Raw genomic sequence first — 21266 nt, 5'->3', positions numbered from 1 at the left:
TTTTAGACCTAAAATTAACGTGTTAAAATCGTTAAAGAGGGTAGAGGTTCTAAAAACTTTTCCCGAAATTTGAGTAAAATTTAGAATTATGTCACAATCCCTTACAAGCAGAACGCCAAAACCAAAATACGACGTTGTACTGATAGGTGGCGGAATTATGAGTGCCACTTTAGCTACATTGCTTCATGAATTTAACCCCGATCTGGAAATTGCCATATTTGAAAGGCTGGGAAGGTTTGCCAAGGAAAGTACGGCAGCATGGAACAATGCAGGAACCGGACACTCAGCCTTTTGTGAACTTAATTATACCCCGGAAAAACCTGATGGCTCCATCGATATCTCTAAAGCAGAAAGTATTGCAGAGCAGTTCGAAATGTCTAAACAGTTTTGGTCCTACCTTATTAAAAAAGGCTATGTACAAGAACCCAAAGAGTTCATTAATTCATGTCCACATATGAGCTTGGTATTTGGTGAAAAAGATGCCGAATACTTAAGAAAGCGCCACGAAAAAATGTCAGGATCTGTTCTGTTTTCAGGAATGAAATATTCTACAGATCATGATCAGCTGAGGGAATGGATTCCCCTTGTCATGAGCAAACGAAACGATTCTGAAGTGATGGCAGCGACCAAAATGGATTTGGGGACCGATGTAAATTTTGGATCCCTTACCCGCAAAATGGGAAGACATTTACTGGAAGATTCTAATGTTGAGGTTTTCTTATACCACGAAGTAAAAGATGTAGATCCAAGAGAAGACGGAACCTGGGGAATGAAGGTGAAAGACAGGATCAATAACCATAAACAGGAAGTTACGGCAGACTTTGTATTCATAGGAGCGGGCGGATATGCTCTTCCGTTACTTGATAGCTCTGATATTAAAGAAAGTGAGGGGTATGGAGGATTCCCGGTTTCAGGGCAGTGGCTCGTATCTCACAATCAGGAACTGGTAGAAAAACACCAGGCGAAAGTATATACACAAGCTACAGTAGATGCTCCGCCGATGTCAGTTCCGCATTTGGATCTTAGAATTATCGACGGTAAAAAAGCACTTCTTTTTGGTCCTTTCGCAGGATTTTCAACGAAATTTCTAAAGGAAGGAAGTTACCTGGATCTTCCGGAAAGTGTGAATACCAAAAATTTACGCTCACTTTTTGGAGCGTGGTGGCATAATATTCCTTTGACCAAATATCTGATCCAGCAGGTTGCGATGACAAAATCTCAGAGAATGCAGCATTTGAGAGAATTTATCAAAGATGCCAATGAAGAGGACTGGGAGCTGAAACTTGCAGGACAAAGAGTTCAGATCATTAAAAAAGATGAAAAAGACGGTGGTAAACTGGAATTCGGTACTGAAGTGGTGGTGAATAAAAGCGGTACTATTGCTTCATTATTGGGGGCTTCGCCAGGAGCTTCAACAGCAGTATATGCTATGGTGAATGTTCTTGAAAAATGCTTCGCGGATAAGCTCCAAGGAGAATGGAAAGAAAAACTTCTGGAAATGATTCCTTCTTATGGTCAGAAATTGGCAGAAAATCCTGAACTTACCGAGAAAGTAAGAAATTACACCAAAGAGACATTAGAATTAGAATATTAAAAAAAGAAATTGTCAGTGGTGAACGGTGAATGTAAAATTAACCATTCATCACTGATGATTCATAGTAACAAAAAAAGTGGAAGAAGTCGTTGTAAAGCCAATCATCGTAAAAGAGCTCCTGGAATCTCTTCAGACAAAAATAGAAGAAGAGAAGCAGGTTATTGTACACTGTTGTTTTCCGGCATCACCTTTTTTAGGAAATCTCATCAGGATTTGGCAGTCAACCTATCTTTTTGATAATCAATCTGAACATAAAAGTAAACTGATCCATGTTGAGAATATTACCATGTCTCCCAATTGGACGGTGGTTCCTTTTATGAAAGATTTTTGGTTTACGCTTATATTTTCAGGTCTTCCTAAAGACTGTAAAAGCTTTGATCTTAAAGAAGTTATTCCCGAAGAAGGTGGCTTTTATGTCAATTCCATCAAACGAAATTCCCTGGATGTTTATCGGGTTAAAATTGCAGAATCATATTAAATACTGATCCACAGTAGCTTTTCTCAGGCTACGCAAATTCATTTTCCCGTATTAAATTTTCAATACAAAATTCTGCAATGGCAGTAATCGTAACGAACGGATTCACCCCAATAGTTCCCGGAATTAATGAGCCATCCAACACATACAGATTTTCATGTTCTTTAAGCTTGCCATACTCGTTGGTAGCCTGTCCCAAAACACAGCCGCCAAGGGGATGATAACAAATATCAGCTCCGAAACCATTATTGAAAAGAAAATGACTGCGGGTTCCGCCGTTAGCCTTGTTCATCTTTTTGATAAAATAATTGGCATTTTCTTTCATTGTAACGGTATGACTTTGATCCCAGTTCAGGGCTAGTTTGGTGTGGGCTGAATCATAGGTGACCTCACCTTTTTTATCAACCCTGTTAATGAGCAGATACAAAGCAGTGGCGACATCCATTCCCATGGGAAGTGGCGCAATCTCAGTAAAAAAAGGATGCTCCTGATCATCCCAATTATCAACTCCACCTACAGGAATGGTAGACTGCTGGGCACCTGTTCCGCCTGATAACGGTTTTACCCAGTTTCTGCCCGTCATGAAATTTCCATTGTTCCCCCAGTTTTTACCGACAAGTTCATGAACAGGAAAGTTATCTAGAGAATGAGAACGCAGTAATAATTCTAACGTTCCCATCGTTCCTGCTGAAAGAATCAGTTTTTTACAGTGAAAAGTTTTATCGGCAATGGTTTGTCCTGCTGTATCGATCTGCTGAATAGCTAACGTATAACTCTTGTCTTCGTTAAGCTTTATATGATCAACTTTATGAAGATCCAAGATTTCCAGGTTTCCTGTTTCCAGTGCTTTTTTAAGGTAGGTTTTATCCAGGCTGTTCTTACCGTGATTATTTCCATAGATGACTTCCGTATTCAACGCAGAGCGGGGAACTTCATTCCTGAATTCTTTCTCCATATACTTGAAATCATAAACATTTGGAACACGGATGGTCTTAAAGCCCGCTTTATGCGCTTCTTCTTCACCTACTCTTGTAAATTTATAATACGGACATTCTTTTAAAAACTGCTCATCAATCACATTCACTTTCAGTTCTTTATGAACTAATGGAAAGTAGAAATTATAAAATTTTTCAGCATCAAGGTCTGGAAAAATCTCCCTGAAATAACTTTCTTTCGGGGTAACAGCCATTCCGCCATTAACGATTGATCCGCCTCCGACGCCTCTTCCTACCCAAACATTGATGTGCTCAAAATCCAACCGGTCCAGTGCTCCGGTAAATGGAGTTAAAGAAAAAAGATTCATGAAAGGGGCTATGCTTTTCTTTTTTAACCAGGCTGCGCTTTTACCTGGTTTTAGAAGATTGGAAAAAGGGATTCCTGATTTTTCCCAATTAAGACCCATTTCCAGCATCACTACTTTTTTTCCGACTTCACATAAACGAAGCGCAGAAACAGCACCGCCATATCCGGATCCGATAATAATGATCGGAACCTCTCGGTCTTTTTGTTCAGGAGTTGTAGGCTGAGCTGCCTGAAATAAATTGGATTGTAAAAAATAAAAGCCGGATACTGCTAAAACACTTGTTGTAATGAATTTCTTTCTGTCCATGTTATGTATTTTTCAAAAAGCATGCTAGAGAATCTTATTTAAAAGCAGATTGTGCTTTTTGGGGGAATTTTAACTTTCATCCCATGAAAAATTCATAGTTTTACTCTTTTAATAGAAACATATATGAAAAAATATATTGTCTTATTCTTACTATTCCCATTGTGGGCTTTTTCTCAAAAAATGGTTTCACCGGAAGTCATGGAGGTTAAAAAATTTCAGGAAGACCTGAATGCGGAATACCGTAATCCTAAAGAAACTCCTTTACGTGGAGATAACTTTACCAATTTTAAAGGACATCCTTTCTTTCCTTTTGATCTGAAATATAGAGTTACAGCAAAATTCGTAAAAACAAAAAATGCGAAACCTTTTGACCTTCCGACATCTTCCGGCAAAACAAAAACGTACAGGGAGTATGGGAAAGCAATCTTTGAATTAGATGGAAAATCCTATACTTTAAACCTATATCAGAGTTTAGATTTAATCAAACAGAAAAAGTATAAAGATTATCTTTTCCTGCCGTTTCGTGATGCAACCAATGAAAAAGAAACTTATGGTGGTGGAAAATATATGGATTTAAGGATCCCAAAAGGTAATACCATTATTTTAGATTTCAATCAATCGTACCAGCCTTTCTGTGCTTATAACGCTTACGATTATAACTGCCCGATTGTTCCAGAAGAAAACAAACTTCCGATAGAAATAAGAGCGGGAGTAATGTATCAGGATATTTATCACCATTAAGCAATGACCAGTTTACATTTTTTCAAGCCTGAAGATGTATCAGGATTACAATATACGCTGGATGAAACTCAATCTCTTTTTACCGCAACGCCAGAACAGGCACTTGAAAGGATTAAAGAAAGAGATGATGATTTGGCACATCCTATAAACATTGTCCATGATGAAAAATCAGTCGGGTTTTTTGTACTGGATTTCGGAGAAGATAAATTTGACCTTACCGATAATAAAAATTCTGTGCTATTAAGGTCGTTCTCTATAAACCCTCAATTACAGGGAAAAGGGATCGGGAAATCTGCCATGCTGAAGTTGGATGATTTTGTTAAAGAACATTTCAGAGAATGTGATGAAATTGTGCTGGCAGTTAATCAGAAAAATACTTCAGCATATCAGCTCTACCTAAAGGCAGGATATGTATTTGAGGGAAAAACGCGGATAGGAAGAAGTGGGCCTCAGTTCCTGATGTATAAAACTTTAAGAAAATTTTAATTTAAAATCTTTCATTCTCACCAATACTTTCCATTAACTTTGAGTAAGATCAAATAATAAAATATGGAAATATCACTTCAAAATCAGGTTGCTGTTATTACGGGAGCCTCAAGCGGAATAGGTAAGGGAATTGCTGCATCATTAGCTTCGGCAGGTGCCACAGTTGTTATCAATTATCCGGTAGAGAAATCTTTGCCAGATGCCCAGGCTGTTTTAAAAGAAATTACTGATGCTGGAGGAAAGGGCATCACTTACCAATGTGACGTTTCCAAAGAAGACCAGGTGGTGGCGATGTTTAAAGATGTCGTTGCTGAATTAGGAACAGTAGATATTTTAATCAATAATGCAGGTATCCAGAAAGATGCGAAATTCACCGAGATGACTCTCGATCAGTGGAATGCTGTAATTGGAGTGAACCTTACCGGACAATTTCTTTGTGCCCGGGAAGCCATCAAGGAATTTTTACGTCGTGGCATCGACCCTTCACGTTCTGTTGCGTGTGGAAAAATCATCCATATCAGTTCTGTTCACGAAATCATTCCCTGGGCGGGACATGCCAATTATGCATCGAGTAAAGGAGCGATCAGAATGTTGATGCAGACACTTGCTCAGGAATATGGGGCTGATAAAATCCGGGTTAATTCAATCTGTCCGGGTGCAATTCAGACACCCATCAATAAAGATGCATGGAGTACTCCACAGGCTCTGAATTCTTTGTTGACTTTAATTCCTTACAATAGAATAGGACAACCGCAGGATATTGGAAATCTGGCTGCTTTCTTAGCAAGTGACCTGGCAGATTATATTACTGGGACCAGTATTTTCATCGATGGTGCAATGACCACTTTTGAAAGTTTTTCAACTGGAGGGTAGAAGATGGCAATAGTCAATGGTGAATTAACTTCGTTGTGAATTTTAAATTGCCTTACGAAGTAAAATTGACGATTGACCATTTACTTTTTTACAACGTCAATGGTGAAATGTGAATCAACTTCGTTGTGAATTTTTAATTGCCTTGCGAAGTAAAATTGACAATTGACCATTCACTTTTTCATAATATCAATTGTCAATGGTGAATCAACTTCGTTGTGAATTTAAAAAATTGCCTTGCGTAGCAAGATTAACGATTCACCATTCACTTTTTTAAATAATTTAAAACTTAATTCATGTCGGAAAAGCAAAGAATTTCAGATGTTTCATGGAAAAAATGGGGACCTTATGTAAGCAACCGCGAATGGGGACTTGTACGGGAAGATTACAGTGCCAACGGTGACGCATGGAATTATACCACTCATGATACAGCAGAAGCTAAAGCGTACCGATGGGGTGAAGAAGGAATATGTGGCATCTGTGATGATTTTCAGAAGCTCGTGTTCTCCGTAGGATTTTGGAATAAGAAAGATAAAATGGTAAAAGAGCGGTTTTTCGGTCTTACCAATGGGCAAGGAAATCATGGAGAAGATGTAAAGGAATATTTTTATTATCTGGATTCCACTCCCACGCATTCCTACATGAAGATGCTCTATAAATATCCCCAGAATGCTTTTCCCTACGAAAATTTAATAGAAACTAATGCGGGTATAGGTAAAGATGCCCCGGAATATGAACTTATCGATACCGGAATTTTTGACCATGATGAATATTTTGATATTTTCATTGAATATGTGAAAGAAAGTCAGAACGATATTTTAGTCAGGCTCACGATTGTTAATAAATCTGAAAACAATGTTCCTCTTGTCTTACTTCCTACCGTTTGGTTCAGGAATACCTGGAATTGGGGCTATGATGATTATAAGCCACAGTTACGTTCCGAGAATTCTTCCTGCATTGAAATCAGCCACAAGGATCTCGAAATAAAAAATCTCTATGCCAGACAGTCTGTACAGGTTTTATTTTGTGATAATGAAACCAACAGTGAACGCATTTACCAATCACCCAACACTTCAAAATATTGCAAAGATGGGATTAATGATTTTATCATTAATGGAAATTCAGGGTCTGTAAATCCGGAGCATATGGGTACAAAAGCTTCATTTTTTATTGATGAAAATTTTAAAGCAAAAGAAACTAAAACTTTTGAATTCAGAATGTCTGACAAAAAGCTGGAAAAGCCTTTTGAGGATTTTGAAGAGACTTTCAGTAAAAGACAAAAAGAATCGGATGAATTTTATGCTGAAATCCAAAAGGGAATCCAGACAGATGACGAGAAATTGGTGCAACGGCAGGCATTTGCAGGAATGCTCTGGAATAAAATGTTTTACCATTACAACGTAGATAAATGGCTTAAAGGAGATCCGGCAGAAATAAAACCTCCGAAATCGCGGGAAAAAATCAGGAATTCAGGATGGAAACACCTCAATAATGAGCATATTATTTCGATGCCCGACAAATGGGAATATCCCTGGTATGCGACGTGGGATCTGGCGTTTCATACCATTAGCTTTTCTTTAATTGATCCGGATTTTGCAAAATACCAGCTGAAACTTTTCTTATTTGAATGGTATATGCATCCGAATGGACAGCTTCCTGCCTATGAATGGGATTTTAGTGACGTGAATCCGCCGGTTCATGCATGGGCTGTTTTCAGAGTATTTAAAATTGATGAATTTCTTAAAGAAAAACCTGACATAGCATTTTTGGAAAGTGCTTTTCAGAAATTGCTCATGAATTTTACCTGGTGGGTCAATAAAAAAGATAAAAACGGAAATAATATTTTTGAAGGCGGATTTTTAGGTCTTGATAATATTGGAGTTTTTGACCGCAATGCAGTTCTTCCGAATGGCGAGCAGCTGGAACAGTCAGACGGAACAAGCTGGATGGCGATGTTTGCCCTCAATATGATGAGAATTGCTCTGGAACTCGCTCAGTATAATACAGTATACGAAGAAATGGCGATGAAATTCTTTGAACATTTTCTTTCCATTGCCCATTCGCTGGATAATATGGGAGAAGAGAATTTTAGTCTTTGGGATGAAGAGGACGAATTTTTCTACGATGCGATTTCTGCCAGTGACGGAACGAATATGTATCTTAAATTAAGAACAATAGTCGGATTAATTCCGATGTTTGCAGTAGAAGTTATCGATGATGAAATGATTGAGAATCTTCCTAATTTTAAGAAAAGAATGAAATGGGTTCTTGAAAATAAACCGGAACTGGCTTCTCTCGTTTCGAGATGGGAAGTAAAGGGGCAGGATTCTAAACATTTATTGTCTTTACTGCGTGGTCATCGTTTGAAAAGATTGTTGAGCAGAATGTTGAATCCAAATGAGTTCCTAAGCGATTACGGAATTCGAGCGTTATCCAAAGAATATGAAAACAATCCTTATACGCTAAATTTGAATGAAACAGATTACCGGGTAAAATATACTCCGGCAGAGAGTGACAGCGGTCTTTTTGGTGGGAATAGCAATTGGAGGGGACCGATCTGGTTTCCAATCAACTTTTTGATCATTGAAAGTCTGCAGCGTTTTTTCTTTTATTATAGTCCGGACTTTTTGGTGGAATATCCTACAGGAAGCGGAGAATATTTAAATTTAGATCAGATTGCTGATTCTTTGAGTAAAAGGCTTTCAAAAATATTCCTGAAGGATGAAAATGGAAACCGGCCTGTAAATAACCAGTATGAAAGGTTTCAGACAGATCCCGATTTTAAGGATTATATTTTATTTTATGAATATTTCCATGGAGACAACGGGCGTGGAGTAGGAGCTTCCCATCAGACAGGATGGACGGGTTTGATTGCGAAAATATTGCAGCCCAGATTTACTAAAAAAGAAATCGCAGAATCTGAAACAGAAATGCCGGAAGATGTTGAAAAGCTTAAAAGCTAGGAAGGATATTTGCAAATCCATCCATTATTCAAAAATCTGTTGAATAACTTCAAGTGAAGCCGGTATTCTGAAGTCTGTAATGTGGTAATGGTAATATACCAAAAGGCTGTCCAGAAAATCTTTCCGTAAAGAAGCCGGGATTTTTATATGGTAGAGGTTTTCAGAGGAAACCGCATTTTTCCATAACGTGGAAATTTCTTCATTAAATAGCTGATGGGAAGCACCAACAGCAAAAGTTCCTGTTTCTGGATCGAGGTATTTCCCGTTATTGACTAACGGCGCAATTCCCTGAATTTTTAATATAGCAATGAGAAACAGCAGGTGGGACTGATAGTTTTTATTTGTCAGTTCGGCTATGAATTGATCAATGCTAGAGAATATACCAGGATTTTTATTTTCATGTTTAAGAATTTGGTTTAAAAAATCTGAAACAAAAAATATAACCGTATTTACTTTGATATCCGTATAGATATCATTGTTTTCTATCAGTTCAAATTTTGATACCGCGGGTATTCCGTTGCCTTTAACTGGGTTAGTTGTAAAATTAAGCTTGCTTAAAGGTAAAAGCAGGGCTTTCTTTTTATTTCTTTTGGAATAGATTCCTTTTAGGAAGTAAGTTTGAAAGCCGTCCTCTTCTGTAAAACAGTGAAGGACGGCATCGTTTTCTCCGTATTTGATGAACGAAAGTAAAAATCCGTTTTGTGAATTCATTAATTAACTACAGCTATTTTTGCAGTAGCTTTATCAGAGCCATCTTCATTGGTCATCAGTACAAAATAGATTCCGGAAGCTACTCTGGTACCTCTTACATTATTAAGATCCCATTCATAATAGCCACCTCTTGCTACTGCTGAATGTACTACATTTCCTGCCGCATCGGCAATTCTGATATTTGTTTTTTCTGCCAGTCCTTTAATTGTTACTTTTCCTTTGAAATTAGAATATACAACAGGATTTGGATAGACTACGACATTTCCAAAATTGGAGTTAACATCAGAAACATCACTTTGATAGGCTACGATACCACTGTAAGTAGCAAAATATACTTTACCAGTCTTTCGGTCTACTTTGATATCTGTTACACTGTTGGTTGGCAGTGGTGAATTTTCCTTTGTGAAATGTTTTATGGTCTGCTGGCCATCAGCTGATAGATAATATACCCCACCACCATCTACGGATACCCATTTATGATCACCTGCATCTACTTCTATCTGAAGAATCTGAGCATCTCTGAAAAGTTCTTCACCAAGCCCGCCTTGTTCAATGATAATAGGGTTTACTTCTGGGTTAGTTCCTTTTATTTCTGTTGCTGCATTAGATAATATTCTTAATCCACTGTCTGTACCTATCCACGCATCACCTGATTTATCAATAGCGATAGATAATGTGCCTCTTGAATTACCAGCAAATCCGTTAGATTCTGCTAATACATATTCGACATCATCGGAAGTATTGGTTGCTGTATTTTTATAGTCGTAAACCATAAAATTACTTGTTCTGGGCATAGGAATCCATAACATTCCCTCATAAAGCAAAGGTTTCTGAATTCCGTCACTTGTGAAATCGAATTTCTTTACAATAAAATTATCTGCTGATTTGTCATAAATACCTAATGAACCATTTCCAAAGTTGAACCCAAAACTTACAAAAAGATTATTTTCATTATCACTTACGAAACCTACAGGGCGGTAATAATAAGGGTCATTGGCTACCAGGTCATAATGCTTTACAAAGTCGAAATCCTTATTGGTAGAATTATACTTCACTTTATAGATTCCTTGATTAAAATAGGTGTAATTTGTAAAAAGTATTTCATTATTATCCATAGGGTTGATAACTGCATCCAGGATATTAAATGATATTGGATTTCCGGTAAAGTAAGAAGAATAAAGCCATTCTGAGCCGTTAAAATAATAAAATCCTGGATTTTTTGGGTTTAAAACCTGTGCACCATATCTATCTCCTCTTGCACCCGAAGAAACAAGCATCTGATTATTATCGTACAAATTCATTTTGTAGGCATAGTTAAGATAAGGACCGGAAGGTTTATAGGTAGTATTGGCTTCATCTTTTATTCCTGATAATATGGTCCCACCATACACTTTTCCGCCCACCATTGTAGCAGTGTTACATTCTTCCCCTACGCTTACTGTAGCCTGAGCCATTCCGTTAGTGTTAAATGTATATATTCTGTTTTGGTCGGTGATTATGATATTATCATTTGTAGTAATTACGTCGTGAATATTTCCAAAGGTAATAGGAAGAGCTGTTGCAGTACCATTATTGTACATAAATGCAGCAGTAGCTGAAGAAAAAACGAGCCCGGATTCCGAATCAATGTGTTTAAATGATCCGGGAACTTCTGTAGTCCAGGTTGAAAATACTGGAAATGTAGTATTCATTTCATGACTTTTCAGTCCGGTATTAGTAACAGTATAGACTTTATTTCCAAAGATTGTTGCTTCATTACTTGCTTCATAAACACCTCCGCTTAAAAAAAATGCAGAATCTCCAAATTCTTTTTTCTTTAAATTAAATATTGAAACACCATATCCTACCGAAACCACAGCCTGATCTCCTGTGATAGAAATATGATTTATTTTTTTGCTTCCATTATAGCTTGCGGCAATAGGAATATCTACCACATATTTGACTTCTTGTGGGGTAATGACATCTAGTGAACCGTTCTCATATCCGATAAGGCCAATTTTTGTTTTCGGATTATAATCAAAAGCGGTGATGCTTACATCATGGAGGCCATTGGCTTTCGACAACTTTGTAATCTCTCCTGTTGAGGTTGTATAATAGAATATCCCGTTTTCTGTAGCAGCTACTATTTTTCCATTGTCTTCTTTCATAGCTAAGACATTATTGTAGGAAAAAAGATCAGTCCACTTTTTTGATGAAATGGTCTGTGCATTTGTCAATTGCAGGGATGCTAAAATACCAAGAGAAATTATATAAAGTTTTTTCATATTATGCGATTATGCTGCTGTCGATTACCTGATTATTCCAGGAAATATGCTGTATATTTTTATTAGAATCAAAGTGAAAATCTATTCTGCCTAAAAGAAGACCTGCCCATCCTACCTGATTAACCAGCACATTTTTTCCTTGCCTGTTGGTATAGGTTTGCGGTTCAGGTAAAAAAGTATGGGTATGACCGCCCAGTATAATATCGATATTTTCTGTTTTGGCTGCCAGAATTTTGTCACTTACTTTATTGGGTTCATCTTTATAGTCATAGCCGATGTGTGAAAGGCAGATGACAAGATCACATTTCTGTTCATTTTTAAGGAAATTTGAATAATGCTGTGCCACATCAATGGGATCTGAATAAACAGTTTCCCCATATTGTTTCTTACCTACAAGCCCGTCCAATTGTATTCCTACTGCAAAAATCCCGACTTTAATTCCATCTTTATTAAAAATTTTATACGGAGCGGTTTTTCCATCCAAAACTGTATTTTTAAAATCATAGTTGGAGCAGATAAAAGGGAATTGAGCATTAGGCAACACCTTTAAAAAACCATCCAAACCATTGTCAAAGTCATGATTCCCCATTGTAGAAGCATCATACTTCATCATAGACATTAATTTAAACTCAAGTTCACCTCCAAAAAAATTGAAATAAGGAGTTCCCTGGAAAATGTCTCCGGAATCAAGCAGCAATACATTGCTTTCCTGACTTCGAATTTTCTGAATCAGGCTTGCTCTTCTTGCAAAACCTCCCTGATTAGGATTTTTTGTATAGCTTTCGTCAAAAGGCTCGATTCTACTGTGCTGGTCATTGGTATGAAGAATAGTCAGTTTTCTTGCAGATGTTATCCCGCTGAATTTCAAATCCTCTGCCATCATCATATTGGGAGCTAAAGCCATTGCTAAAGTTCCGCCGCTTATTGCTTTTAAAAAACTTTTTCTATCCATTACTTTTTGCCAATAAAATTTAAACGAACATCATTATTAGATACTACTTCAGCATTTTTCTTGAAATAGTCAATAAATAAATCTCTTAACCGGATTCCGGTAGGAATTGATTCCCCTTTTGCGAAGAACTTCATGTTGTCGCCACCTAGAGCAAGATAATCTGACGTGGCAATGTAATAATCCTGATTAGGATTTACAGGTTTTCCGTTGATTAAAGACTTTGATAACTGTCCGTTATTTGTTTCAATATATAAATGGGACACAGGATTGTTCACCTGAGTTTTTGCGTAATAATCAAAAAGTCCCTGAAGATCAGTCCCTTTCATTTTAACGATAATCACTTCATTTTCAAAAGGCATTACCTCAAAAACGCTTTTCAAAAGAATATCGCCTTTTCCAATCGTAGTACGGATTCCTCCGATATTAATCAGCGCGGCATCTACATTTTTGTTAAGCTTGGACTTTGCCCATTGATCAGCTCCATCGAATGTATAATCTGCTAAAAGATTTCCTAGGTTACTGTTATCTCCCTGCTTGGTAAGGTCTGTATTGGTATGAGAGATTTTCTGATTCATCTCTTTATCCAATTTTTGCTTATAAGGTTCGATAATTTTTACAAAATCTTCATCATTCTTCAGCTCGTTATTAATAGAAATGTTTTTCTGTGTCTGCACATTATATACCTGCAAAGAAGCCGTCTTGCAGGCAGTAAGAACAGTCAGAGAAATTCCCAGTAATAAGAATTTATTTTTCATAATCTCTTTTAGTATATGCAAATATAATTATATGTATAATAAAACATTATTATTTATTATAAATTCTTAGTCTAAATTATTAAATTTGAAGAAAATAATTCTAGCAGATGAACATTTTAAAAGGAGTAGGTGTTGCGTTAATAACACCCTTTAATGAAGATTTATCCGTTGATTTTGATAGTTTAACGAAACTTGTTGAATATAATATCGAGAACGGAATCAATTATTTAGTTGTATTAGGAACTACAGCGGAAGCTGCAACACTTTCTACCGAAGAGAAGAAACAGGTAGTAGATCATATCATTAAAGTAAATGGTAAACGCCTTCCCCTTGTCCTGGGAATCGGTGGAAACAATACTCTTGAAGTAAAGAAACAGATTGAAGAAACAGATTTGTCAGCTTTTGAAGCTGTTCTGTCAGTATCTCCGTATTATAATAAACCTAATCAGGAAGGGCTTTACCAACATTATAAAGCACTTGCTTCAACAGGTAAAAATATCATTATTTATAACGTTCCTTCAAGAACGGGACAAAACCTGGAAGCGGATACAACTATCCGTTTGGCAAAAGAATTTCCTAATTTATTCCTGATCAAAGAAGCAGCACCGAACATTCTTCAGTATTTTGATATCTTAAGAAAGAAGCCTGAAGGATTTTCTTTGGTTTCCGGTGATGATGAATACACACTTCCGGTAACATTGGCTGGTGGAGACGGTGTTATTTCTGTAATAGGCCAGGCTTATCCTAAGGAGTTTACTACGATGGTACAGCTTGCTTTCGAAGGAAAAGTACAGGAAGCTTATGAAATTCACAATAAATTGGTGGAGATGATCCGTTTGATTTTTGCTGAAGGAAACCCTTGTGGTGTTAAAGCAGTACTGGTAGAAAAAGGGATTGTTAAAAATTATTTAAGACTTCCTCTGGTTCCGGCATCAGAAGGATTATATACCAAGATAAAAGCTGAAATGGCAAATATCTAAGAATGATTATATGATCAGTTCTAATTTCTTAAATGATTTTCATTTACCAGTGAACTTACAATTGATTATCCATTATTGATCAACAATATAAGTGAAAAGCAACACGCTTTTCACTTTTTTAATTACTAAAAACATGAAATTAAGAAAGGCAACAGAACAGGACATTCCTTTAATACAGGAATTGGCAAAAAGATCATGGGAAAATGCTTATGCAGATATTCTCTCCGGTGAGCAGATGGAGTATATGCTTGATACCATGTATTCGGATGATGAGATTTTAAGTCATTTGCAGCAATCCAATTATCATTATTATATGATTTTGGATGAAAAGGATGGCCTCTATGACGGTTTTATAGGGTATGAGAATAGCTATGAAGAAGGTACAACAAAGCTTCACCGTATTTATCTGGTTCCCGAAAGTAAAGGAAAAGGATTGGGAAAAAAAGCCCTGACATTTTTAACTGAGAAAGTTTCTGAAAGCGGTGACCGTAGGATTATTTTGAATGTAAACAAGTATAATTCTGCAAAAGCATTCTACGAATCCCAAGGATATACAGTATATGGAGAAGGTGTTTTCGATATTGGTAATGGGTTTGTCATGGACGATTACTTAATGGAGTTTTTAATTCACGACAATTTGACTTAAAATTCTATAACATTATCCTATAATTCTATAACAAGTGATGTGATTTTTTAGATCATCTTTGTATCAGAACCAAATCACTTCATAACAATACATTCATATGCTTGGTTTTAAGCTATTAAGCTTTTTATCAGTGTATTTTTTTTCATCCTTAGTGTTTAAATTCCTGTATTTAATAATACAGGAATTTTTCGTGATCAATTTTAATGTTAAAAAAAATACCCTATTTCACTTTAGATTGAAATAAATCCTTATATTTACTTAAAATTTATCACACTTATACTAGGATGAAAATGTACGTAAAATTTGATTTCAATGCTCTCTGTAAGAAAGTGTTGGATGAAAAACTTAAAGAGCAGGGGCTTAAATACCGACTGCTGAACTTTGGTGAGGTAGAATTCTATGAATCTTTTACACAAGAGCAGCATAGTGTTTTCAAGAAAAATCTTAAAGACTATGGGATAGAAATTATTGAAAGCCAGAAAACAGCTTTGGTACAGAAAATAAAAGATGCCATTGCAGAGCTTGTGTTTTCTAACGAAATTATTCCCGTAAAGGCTTCTATTTATATTGCAGAGAAGTTGAAGCACAGTTATGGGTACCTTTCCAATTTATTTTCTGAGGTTACCTATACGTCGATAGAAAATTTTATTATTCTGCAGAAAATAGAATACGCAAAAGAATTAATCATCAGCAATAAGCAAAGCCTTACGGAAATTGCCCATAAATTAAATTATTCCAGTGTTGCCCATTTGAGTACACAGTTTAAAAATACAACAGGGATTACCCCTTCCCAGTTTCATAAAATCATTATGAAGAGACGGAAAGCCCAGAGTTTGGTTATCAATTCAAAAATGCTCTATGAATAAAGAATTTCTGAACGTAATAGTGGTAGACGAAGATGAAGGGAATTTAATATTCTTTAAAAGCATATTTAAAGATTTAAAAGTAGGGGTGAAGGTGCAGTGTTTTACCAATGGAGATAATCTGATGGAATACCTGAACAGCGATGATGCTCTTATTCCTGAAATTGTATTTATGAAATACGAAATTACCAAGAAGAGCAGTATGGAATGTCTGGATGAAATAAAAATGGACTTCAGATTCAGTAATATTGTGACAGCGGTATACTCTCATCTGCTTTCTGAGGATGAAATTGAAGGTGTTTTTGTAAAAGGAGCCAATATCTTCATTAAAAAACCTGAGGCTTATGAGGCGCTGAAAAAGATTCTTACAGACGTGATCACCATCAACTGGCAGTATCATACTTCGGGATTGAATATTGATAATTTCATGATGAAAGTAGGGTAATTATATGGGTAAATGTTACCTGTATTTGAATAAAAAGGATAGTATTTGTTACATAATATTCACACTTAGGTGAAAATTTTATAACTAATAATAGAAATAATGTAAAAGCTTTTCAGGTGAATAGTTGCAATTTTGTAACTGTAAATAAGCGACACAAATTTATTATATATAAAATCAGTAAATGTTTGAAAAGATAATTGTTTCGAATGAGAAACTAAATTATATTAGTCACAATGTTAGTTAAACAAAATGGATTATATTAATTTCCAACTATAAAGCGCAGAAGATCTTTAAACAAAACGGTACAATCATGAAAACTTGAGAAGAGCTGGAGGATATTTTTATTCGTTTCATTCCCAAATCCTTCAACTCAGACACAGTTAGTTTTTATAATAAGCAAGTTGGAAAAGTAATTCATTTTGTTTTTTTATAATTTATTTTAATAGTTATAGCCCAAAAATATTTTCAAATAATATATAAATATTTTCACACCACATCACCAAATCACAAGATATTAAGCTATGGCTATTAAAATAAGTTTTTTTGAAAAAATCAAAAGTAATTTCTTCTAAATAACAGTTTTATAAGGGGGCCGCGGGAAGATTTCTTTTCGCGGTTTTTTTATGAAATTTTACTCCATTTATTTTTACCCTTATAATATCTTACATAGTAATTCTTGATGATGAGGTTGTCCGGTTTTACAAGCAATGGATCATTTTCAAGGATTTTTTCTACTGCATCTTTAGTCGCTTTAATAATTGCTGAATCATTTACCAGATCCAGTTTCTTAAAATCTACCACACCGCTTTGCTGAGTACCCAAAATATCTCCGGGTCCACGAAGCTGCATGTCAACTTCAGAAATTTTAAACCCATCATTGGTTTCAGTCATCGTTTTGATACGGGTTCTGCTTTCTTTAGACAACTTATCAGAAGTCATCAAAATACAGTAACTCTGTTCAGCACCCCGGCCTACACGTCCACGAAGCTGATGAAGCTGTGATAAACCGAATCTTTCAGCACTTTCAATGACCATTACCGAAGCATTGGGAACATTGACCCCTACTTCAATAACCGTAGTAGCTACCATGATTTCAGCTTTTCCGGATGCAAAATAATTCATGGCAGCATCTTTTTCATCAGGTTTCATTTTTCCATGCAGCATGGTCACATTATAATCTGAAAAAGAATTCATCACATGCTCCAATCCATCCATTAGATTTTTGTAATCTAAGGTTTCAGATTCCTCGATGAGAGGATATACAAAATAAACCTGTCTTCCTTTCCTGATCTCGTCTCTGCAGAAATTATAAACAAAAGTCCTGTCTTTTTCACGTCTGTGAGCTGTTATAATAGGTTTTCTTCCTACCGGCATCTCATCAATCACCGAAACATCAAGATCAGAATAAAAACTCATAGCCAATGTCCTGGGAATAGGCGTGGCGGTCATCACAAGAATATGCGGCGGGATTCTATTCTTAGCCCAAAGCTTGGCCCGTTGAGCAACCCCAAATCTGTGCTGCTCATCAATAATAGCCAGACCAAGATTTTTAAATTTTACTTTATCTTCTAACACCGCATGAGTTCCTACTAAAATAGAAAGTGTACCATTTTCAAGTTCTTCATGAATGATCTTTCTTTGAGAAGCTTTGGACGAACCGGTTAAGATCCTGATATTGATTCCTGTCCCTTCCAACAGATCTTTTATCCCATTGTAATGCTGTTGTGCAAGAATTTCAGTGGGGGCCATCAGACAGCTTTGAAAACCGTTATCCATGGCAATAAGCATAGTAAGTAAAGCAACCATCGTTTTTCCTGAGCCCACATCGCCCTGAAGCAGTCTGTTCATCTGGATAGGCCTTTTCATATCCAGGCGAATTTCCTTTAATACCCTTTTTTGGGCATTGGTCAATTCAAAGGGAAGATGATTCTGATAAAAATTGGTAAAATAATCTCCTACGATCGGAAAGGAATTACCGAATGACTGCGTTTTATGATGAAGTTTTTTCAAACCAAAACCCAATTGGAAAAAGAATGATTCTTCAAATTTTAATCGATTGTCAGCCTTTTCAACATATTCCATATCTTTTGGAAAATGAATATTCAAATATGTGTGCTGTCTGGATAAAAACTTAAAAGCTTTTATCATATAATCCGGAAAATTTTCCTGGATGAGATTTGGAATTTCTTTACAGACATTTTTTAAAACAGTCTGAAAAAATCTTTGGTTTAACCCTCTTTTGGTTAATTTTTCTGAACTAGGATATATGGGACTTAATCGGTGATCACCTTCTTTCTTTTCCTCAATTTCAATCTCAGGATGAGGCATGGAATATTGATTGTTGAACACATTGATCTTCCCGAAAATATAGATTTCACGGTTAATAGGAAGCTGCTCCTTCATCCATTTTGAATACTGAAACCATACCAGATCCATGGTTCCGGTATCATCATTGAATTTTGCAGTAAGCCTCTTTACTTTTCCTGTCTGGATTTCCTGAACATGGGTAATTTTTCCTTTGAGCTGAAGTTCCAATGTACTTTCCTGAAGATTGGAAATTTTGTACACTTTGCTTTTATCGAGATACCGGATCGGATAGAAGGTTAAAAGATCTTCCACCGTAGAAATGCCCAACACACTTTTGATGAGTTTGGCTTTTTCAGGACCGATACCTTTTACATATTCTATGGATGTCTCTAACGTCATTTAAAAATGGGCACTAATTTCGTGAAAATAGGCTAAAGTTTAAAATTTGCGACGCGGAAAAGTGAAAAAATATTGATAAAAAAAGACCCTCAATTTCTGAAGGTCTTCTGTATTAATCTTTTATTTTAGATTTAAACTTTTTCTGGTAATCTTCCCACTGGTCCCGTGTTTTTATTTTTTTGAAAAGATTGGTGGAAATCATTTCTAAATATGGTTCCAGCTCTTTTGCAGATAATTCCCCTTGAAGTATGGTAATCGGACCTCCGTTTTCATCAAGAAAAACAGTACTTGGGACAGCGCCTACATTCATATACTGGGTGAATTCATGAAGTGAATTTTTTCCTTTTTTATGCTCCGTATTAGGATTTGTAAATGTTCTCCCGAAAATCTCCATAGACTTTTTCTCTTCTGCATTAAATTTTACAGCATAATAATTTGCATTTAAAATATCAGCAATAACGGGATGACCATAGGTTTTTTTCTCCATAATTTTACAGGGACCGCACCAGTCTGCATAAAAATCGATCAGTATTTTTTTGGGATTTTCTTTTTGGGCTTGCAAAGCTTCCTCAATGGTCATCCATTTGATTTGTGCAAAACTAAAGGTGAGCGAAAAAAGAAGTAATATGCTTAATATTTTTTTCATAATTTGATATTTAAGTAAAATTAAGCATAATACGTATGACTATTTTACATCCTGCATTAATTTTTTCACAAACGGAGATATCAAAATTAGTACCACACCGGCAATCACGGCATATAATCCTAATTGTTTATATCCATCAGTATAAGTGATTAAAACATCATAGTTGGTTGCTCCTTTTTTTGCTGTTGCAAGACCTGCTCCAATAATTCCTGCCACATACTGTCCATATGCTGATGCAAGAAACCACATTCCCATCATCATTCCCTGAAGATTTTTGGTAGAAAGCTTGGTCATAATTGATAATCCGATAGGAGAGAGGCAAAGCTCACCTAGGGTAATTACTAATAAAGCAATGGTAAAAAAGTTCAATGAGGTGATGCCTTGTAAATTCGCAAAGAATTTAGTAGCAAATAAAACATAATAACCGATTCCCAGGAAGATAAATCCAAGACCGAATTTAATGATGGTATTAGGCTCTATCTTTCTTTTATTCAGCCATATCCATAGCAGACCGATAATAGGCGCTAAGAAAATGATGAAAAATGCACCTCCGGAATTGTTGACTCCGTTAGGATCCAATCCAAGAAGATCTTTATTTAAATTTTTAGCAGCAAAAATACTTAATGAACCACCACTTTGCTCATAAATTCCCCAGAACAGGATAGAGAATAAAATGAATACCAGTGCTGCCCATAGTTTTTTACGTTCTGCAGCCGTTACTTTTGTCATTTCATAGAACAAATAGATCAGGGTTAGCGGCCCAATGGTATACATAAAATAGTCTGTATACTGGGTCTTTGCAACCATAATCATAATAATCGGAACGAAAATTAATGATAAAATATACACGCCGTATTCCTGCCATTTTGCGATAGGAGCTGACTTTGTTTCATTGTTGGGGTGTCCCGGCTGAAGCCCTATCGTTCCAAGGCTTCTTTGCGTGAAAACAAAATTAATCAAACTAATGACCATTACGATAGCCGCCAGACCGAAAGCTACATTCCATCGCATACTTTCCGGGATGGTATTGCCCAGTATTTCTCCTTTACCTATGGCAATACAAAGGTATCCACCCAGTAAAGCACCAAGATTAATCCCGGCATAAAAAAGGGAAAATCCGGCATCAGCTCTTGAATCATTGGGTTTATAAAGCTGGCCAACCATTGATGAAATATTCGGTTTAAAGAAACCGGTTCCTACAACGGTAAATGCAATTCCCAGAAAGAAGAACTTATGCGGATCGGTTGCTAGAATTAAACTTCCAACAATCATTAAGAGTCCGCCCCAAAACAGAGATTTTCGGAAACCTAGAATTTTATCTGCAAATAGGCCGCCTATAAAAGTAAAGGCATACACAAATGCCTGGGTGGCGCCATATTGAAGATTGGCTTCCTTTTCGTGGAAATTAAGCTGGGAGATCATGAAGAAAACCAGCATTCCGCGCATTCCGTAGAAACAAAAGCGTTCCCACATTTCAGAGAAAAATAAGCTCCATATTTGTTTTGGATATTTTCCTTTGAAATTTTGTATTTCATCTAAAGTTAAGCTCATAATTGCTTT

The 21266-nt window shown here is 36.2% G+C and carries 18 protein-coding genes; 10 read left to right on the top strand and 8 right to left on the bottom strand.

Going from position 1 to position 21266, the window contains the following annotated elements:
• Positions 1–88 precede the first annotated feature (88 nt).
• Together mqo and SB679_RS16695 are read left to right on the top strand one after the other, a co-directional pair.
• Entirely contained in the window at positions 89–1594 is a 1506-nt protein-coding gene (gene mqo, locus SB679_RS16700) for a malate dehydrogenase (quinone) (RefSeq protein ID WP_410703414.1), read from the top strand.
• Between the two features lie 76 nt (positions 1595–1670).
• Positions 1671–2072, top strand: a complete 402-nt coding sequence (locus SB679_RS16695; protein WP_034712135.1) for a hypothetical protein — start codon at positions 1671–1673, stop codon at positions 2070–2072.
• 28 nt (positions 2073–2100) lie between these two features.
• On the opposite strand, the gene SB679_RS16690 is transcribed toward SB679_RS16695, so the two are convergent.
• Positions 2101–3678 (bottom strand): GMC family oxidoreductase N-terminal domain-containing protein, encoded by a 1578-nt coding sequence (locus SB679_RS16690; RefSeq protein WP_410703413.1) that lies wholly within the window; start codon positions 3676–3678, stop codon positions 2101–2103.
• Between the two features lie 123 nt (positions 3679–3801).
• Here SB679_RS16690 and SB679_RS16685 point away from each other — a divergent pair, with 123 nt between their 5' ends.
• The 4 genes from SB679_RS16685 to SB679_RS16670 all read left to right on the top strand — a co-directional run bounded on the left by SB679_RS16685 (position 3802) and on the right by SB679_RS16670 (position 8738).
• Positions 3802–4419, top strand: a complete 618-nt coding sequence (locus tag SB679_RS16685; protein ID WP_410703412.1) for a DUF1684 domain-containing protein — start codon at positions 3802–3804, stop codon at positions 4417–4419.
• A 3-nt stretch (positions 4420–4422) separates the two neighbouring features.
• Positions 4423–4905 carry a GNAT family N-acetyltransferase gene (locus SB679_RS16680; RefSeq protein ID WP_410703411.1) on the top strand — a complete coding sequence of 161 codons (483 nt, stop codon included), beginning with the start codon at positions 4423–4425 and terminating at the stop codon, positions 4903–4905.
• A 63-nt stretch (positions 4906–4968) separates the two neighbouring features.
• On the top strand, positions 4969–5778 hold the full coding sequence (locus tag SB679_RS16675; RefSeq protein WP_410703410.1) for a glucose 1-dehydrogenase: 810 nt from the start codon (positions 4969–4971) through the stop codon (positions 5776–5778).
• 293 nt (positions 5779–6071) lie between these two features.
• The gene (locus SB679_RS16670) at positions 6072–8738 is read left to right on the top strand and encodes an MGH1-like glycoside hydrolase domain-containing protein (RefSeq protein ID WP_410703409.1); all 2667 of its coding nucleotides are present in this window, start codon (positions 6072–6074) and stop codon (positions 8736–8738) included.
• 24 nt (positions 8739–8762) lie between these two features.
• Here SB679_RS16670 and recO read toward each other — a convergent pair whose 3' ends face one another.
• The 4 genes from recO to SB679_RS16650 are packed head-to-tail and all read right to left on the bottom strand — an operon-like array spanning position 8763 to position 13420.
• Entirely contained in the window at positions 8763–9449 is a 687-nt protein-coding gene (gene recO / locus SB679_RS16665; protein WP_410703408.1) for a DNA repair protein RecO, read from the bottom strand.
• Entirely contained in the window at positions 9449–11713 is a 2265-nt protein-coding gene (locus tag SB679_RS16660; protein ID WP_410703407.1) for a hypothetical protein, read from the bottom strand. The genes recO and SB679_RS16660 overlap by 1 nt, the downstream gene beginning before the upstream one ends.
• 1 nt (position 11714) lies before the next feature.
• On the bottom strand, positions 11715–12665 hold the full coding sequence (locus tag SB679_RS16655; RefSeq protein WP_410703406.1) for a bifunctional metallophosphatase/5'-nucleotidase: 951 nt from the start codon (positions 12663–12665) through the stop codon (positions 11715–11717).
• Positions 12665–13420, bottom strand: a complete 756-nt coding sequence (locus SB679_RS16650; RefSeq protein ID WP_410703405.1) for a 5'-nucleotidase C-terminal domain-containing protein — start codon at positions 13418–13420, stop codon at positions 12665–12667. Before SB679_RS16650 ends, SB679_RS16655 begins: the two co-directional genes overlap by 1 nt.
• Positions 13421–13527: 107 nt before the next feature.
• Here SB679_RS16650 and dapA point away from each other — a divergent pair, with 107 nt between their 5' ends.
• The 4 genes from dapA (at position 13528) to SB679_RS16630 (ending at position 16354) form a co-directional block, all read left to right on the top strand.
• Complete coding sequence (dapA, locus tag SB679_RS16645; protein WP_410703404.1) at positions 13528–14400, top strand: 4-hydroxy-tetrahydrodipicolinate synthase; 873 nt, start codon at positions 13528–13530, stop codon at positions 14398–14400.
• A gap of 133 nt (positions 14401–14533) precedes the next feature.
• Positions 14534–15046: a GNAT family N-acetyltransferase gene (locus SB679_RS16640; RefSeq protein ID WP_410703403.1), complete on the top strand. Its 513-nt coding sequence runs from the start codon at positions 14534–14536 to the stop codon at positions 15044–15046.
• Positions 15047–15330: 284 nt separating this feature from the next.
• Positions 15331–15912 (top strand): helix-turn-helix domain-containing protein, encoded by a 582-nt coding sequence (locus SB679_RS16635; RefSeq protein ID WP_410703402.1) that lies wholly within the window; start codon positions 15331–15333, stop codon positions 15910–15912.
• Complete coding sequence (locus SB679_RS16630; protein ID WP_410703401.1) at positions 15905–16354, top strand: response regulator; 450 nt, start codon at positions 15905–15907, stop codon at positions 16352–16354. The genes SB679_RS16635 and SB679_RS16630 overlap by 8 nt, the downstream gene beginning before the upstream one ends.
• Before the next feature lie 621 nt (positions 16355–16975).
• On the opposite strand, the gene recG is transcribed toward SB679_RS16630, so the two are convergent.
• The 3 genes from recG to SB679_RS16615 all read right to left on the bottom strand — a co-directional run bounded on the left by recG (position 16976) and on the right by SB679_RS16615 (position 21257).
• Complete coding sequence (recG, locus tag SB679_RS16625; protein WP_410703399.1) at positions 16976–19060, bottom strand: ATP-dependent DNA helicase RecG; 2085 nt, start codon at positions 19058–19060, stop codon at positions 16976–16978.
• Between the two features lie 112 nt (positions 19061–19172).
• Positions 19173–19706 (bottom strand): thioredoxin family protein, encoded by a 534-nt coding sequence (locus SB679_RS16620; protein WP_410703398.1) that lies wholly within the window; start codon positions 19704–19706, stop codon positions 19173–19175.
• Between the two features lie 39 nt (positions 19707–19745).
• Positions 19746–21257, bottom strand: coding sequence for a peptide MFS transporter (locus SB679_RS16615; RefSeq protein WP_410703397.1), 1512 nt, complete (start codon positions 21255–21257; stop codon positions 19746–19748).
• Positions 21258–21266: the final 9 nt, after the last annotated feature.

It is taken from the genome of Chryseobacterium sp. SIMBA_029, from assembly GCF_046535275.1.
Classification (GTDB): Bacteria; Bacteroidota; Bacteroidia; order Flavobacteriales; family Weeksellaceae; genus Chryseobacterium.
The sequence above is the reverse complement of the archived record's forward strand: the minus strand, read 5'-3'. Positions and strand labels throughout refer to the sequence as shown.

Excerpts from the sequence above, each read along its gene's own strand:
- mqo (WP_410703414.1), top strand. The coding sequence starts at position 89 with ATGTCACAATCCCTTACAAGCAGAACGCCAAAACCAAAATACGACGTT.
- SB679_RS16690 (WP_410703413.1), bottom strand. The coding sequence starts at position 3,678 with ATGGACAGAAAGAAATTCATTACAACAAGTGTTTTAGCAGTATCCGGC.
- SB679_RS16685 (WP_410703412.1), top strand. The coding sequence starts at position 3,802 with ATGAAAAAATATATTGTCTTATTCTTACTATTCCCATTGTGGGCTTTT.
- SB679_RS16680 (WP_410703411.1), top strand. The coding sequence starts at position 4,423 with ATGACCAGTTTACATTTTTTCAAGCCTGAAGATGTATCAGGATTACAA.
- SB679_RS16675 (WP_410703410.1), top strand. The coding sequence starts at position 4,969 with ATGGAAATATCACTTCAAAATCAGGTTGCTGTTATTACGGGAGCCTCA.
- SB679_RS16670 (WP_410703409.1), top strand. The coding sequence starts at position 6,072 with ATGTCGGAAAAGCAAAGAATTTCAGATGTTTCATGGAAAAAATGGGGA.
- recO (WP_410703408.1), bottom strand. The coding sequence starts at position 9,449 with ATGAATTCACAAAACGGATTTTTACTTTCGTTCATCAAATACGGAGAA.
- SB679_RS16660 (WP_410703407.1), bottom strand. The coding sequence starts at position 11,713 with ATGAAAAAACTTTATATAATTTCTCTTGGTATTTTAGCATCCCTGCAA.
- SB679_RS16655 (WP_410703406.1), bottom strand. The coding sequence starts at position 12,665 with ATGGATAGAAAAAGTTTTTTAAAAGCAATAAGCGGCGGAACTTTAGCA.
- SB679_RS16650 (WP_410703405.1), bottom strand. The coding sequence starts at position 13,420 with ATGAAAAATAAATTCTTATTACTGGGAATTTCTCTGACTGTTCTTACT.
- dapA (WP_410703404.1), top strand. The coding sequence starts at position 13,528 with ATGAACATTTTAAAAGGAGTAGGTGTTGCGTTAATAACACCCTTTAAT.
- SB679_RS16640 (WP_410703403.1), top strand. The coding sequence starts at position 14,534 with ATGAAATTAAGAAAGGCAACAGAACAGGACATTCCTTTAATACAGGAA.
- SB679_RS16635 (WP_410703402.1), top strand. The coding sequence starts at position 15,331 with ATGAAAATGTACGTAAAATTTGATTTCAATGCTCTCTGTAAGAAAGTG.
- SB679_RS16630 (WP_410703401.1), top strand. The coding sequence starts at position 15,905 with ATGAATAAAGAATTTCTGAACGTAATAGTGGTAGACGAAGATGAAGGG.
- recG (WP_410703399.1), bottom strand. The coding sequence starts at position 19,060 with ATGACGTTAGAGACATCCATAGAATATGTAAAAGGTATCGGTCCTGAA.
- SB679_RS16620 (WP_410703398.1), bottom strand. The coding sequence starts at position 19,706 with ATGAAAAAAATATTAAGCATATTACTTCTTTTTTCGCTCACCTTTAGT.
- SB679_RS16615 (WP_410703397.1), bottom strand. The coding sequence starts at position 21,257 with ATGAGCTTAACTTTAGATGAAATACAAAATTTCAAAGGAAAATATCCA.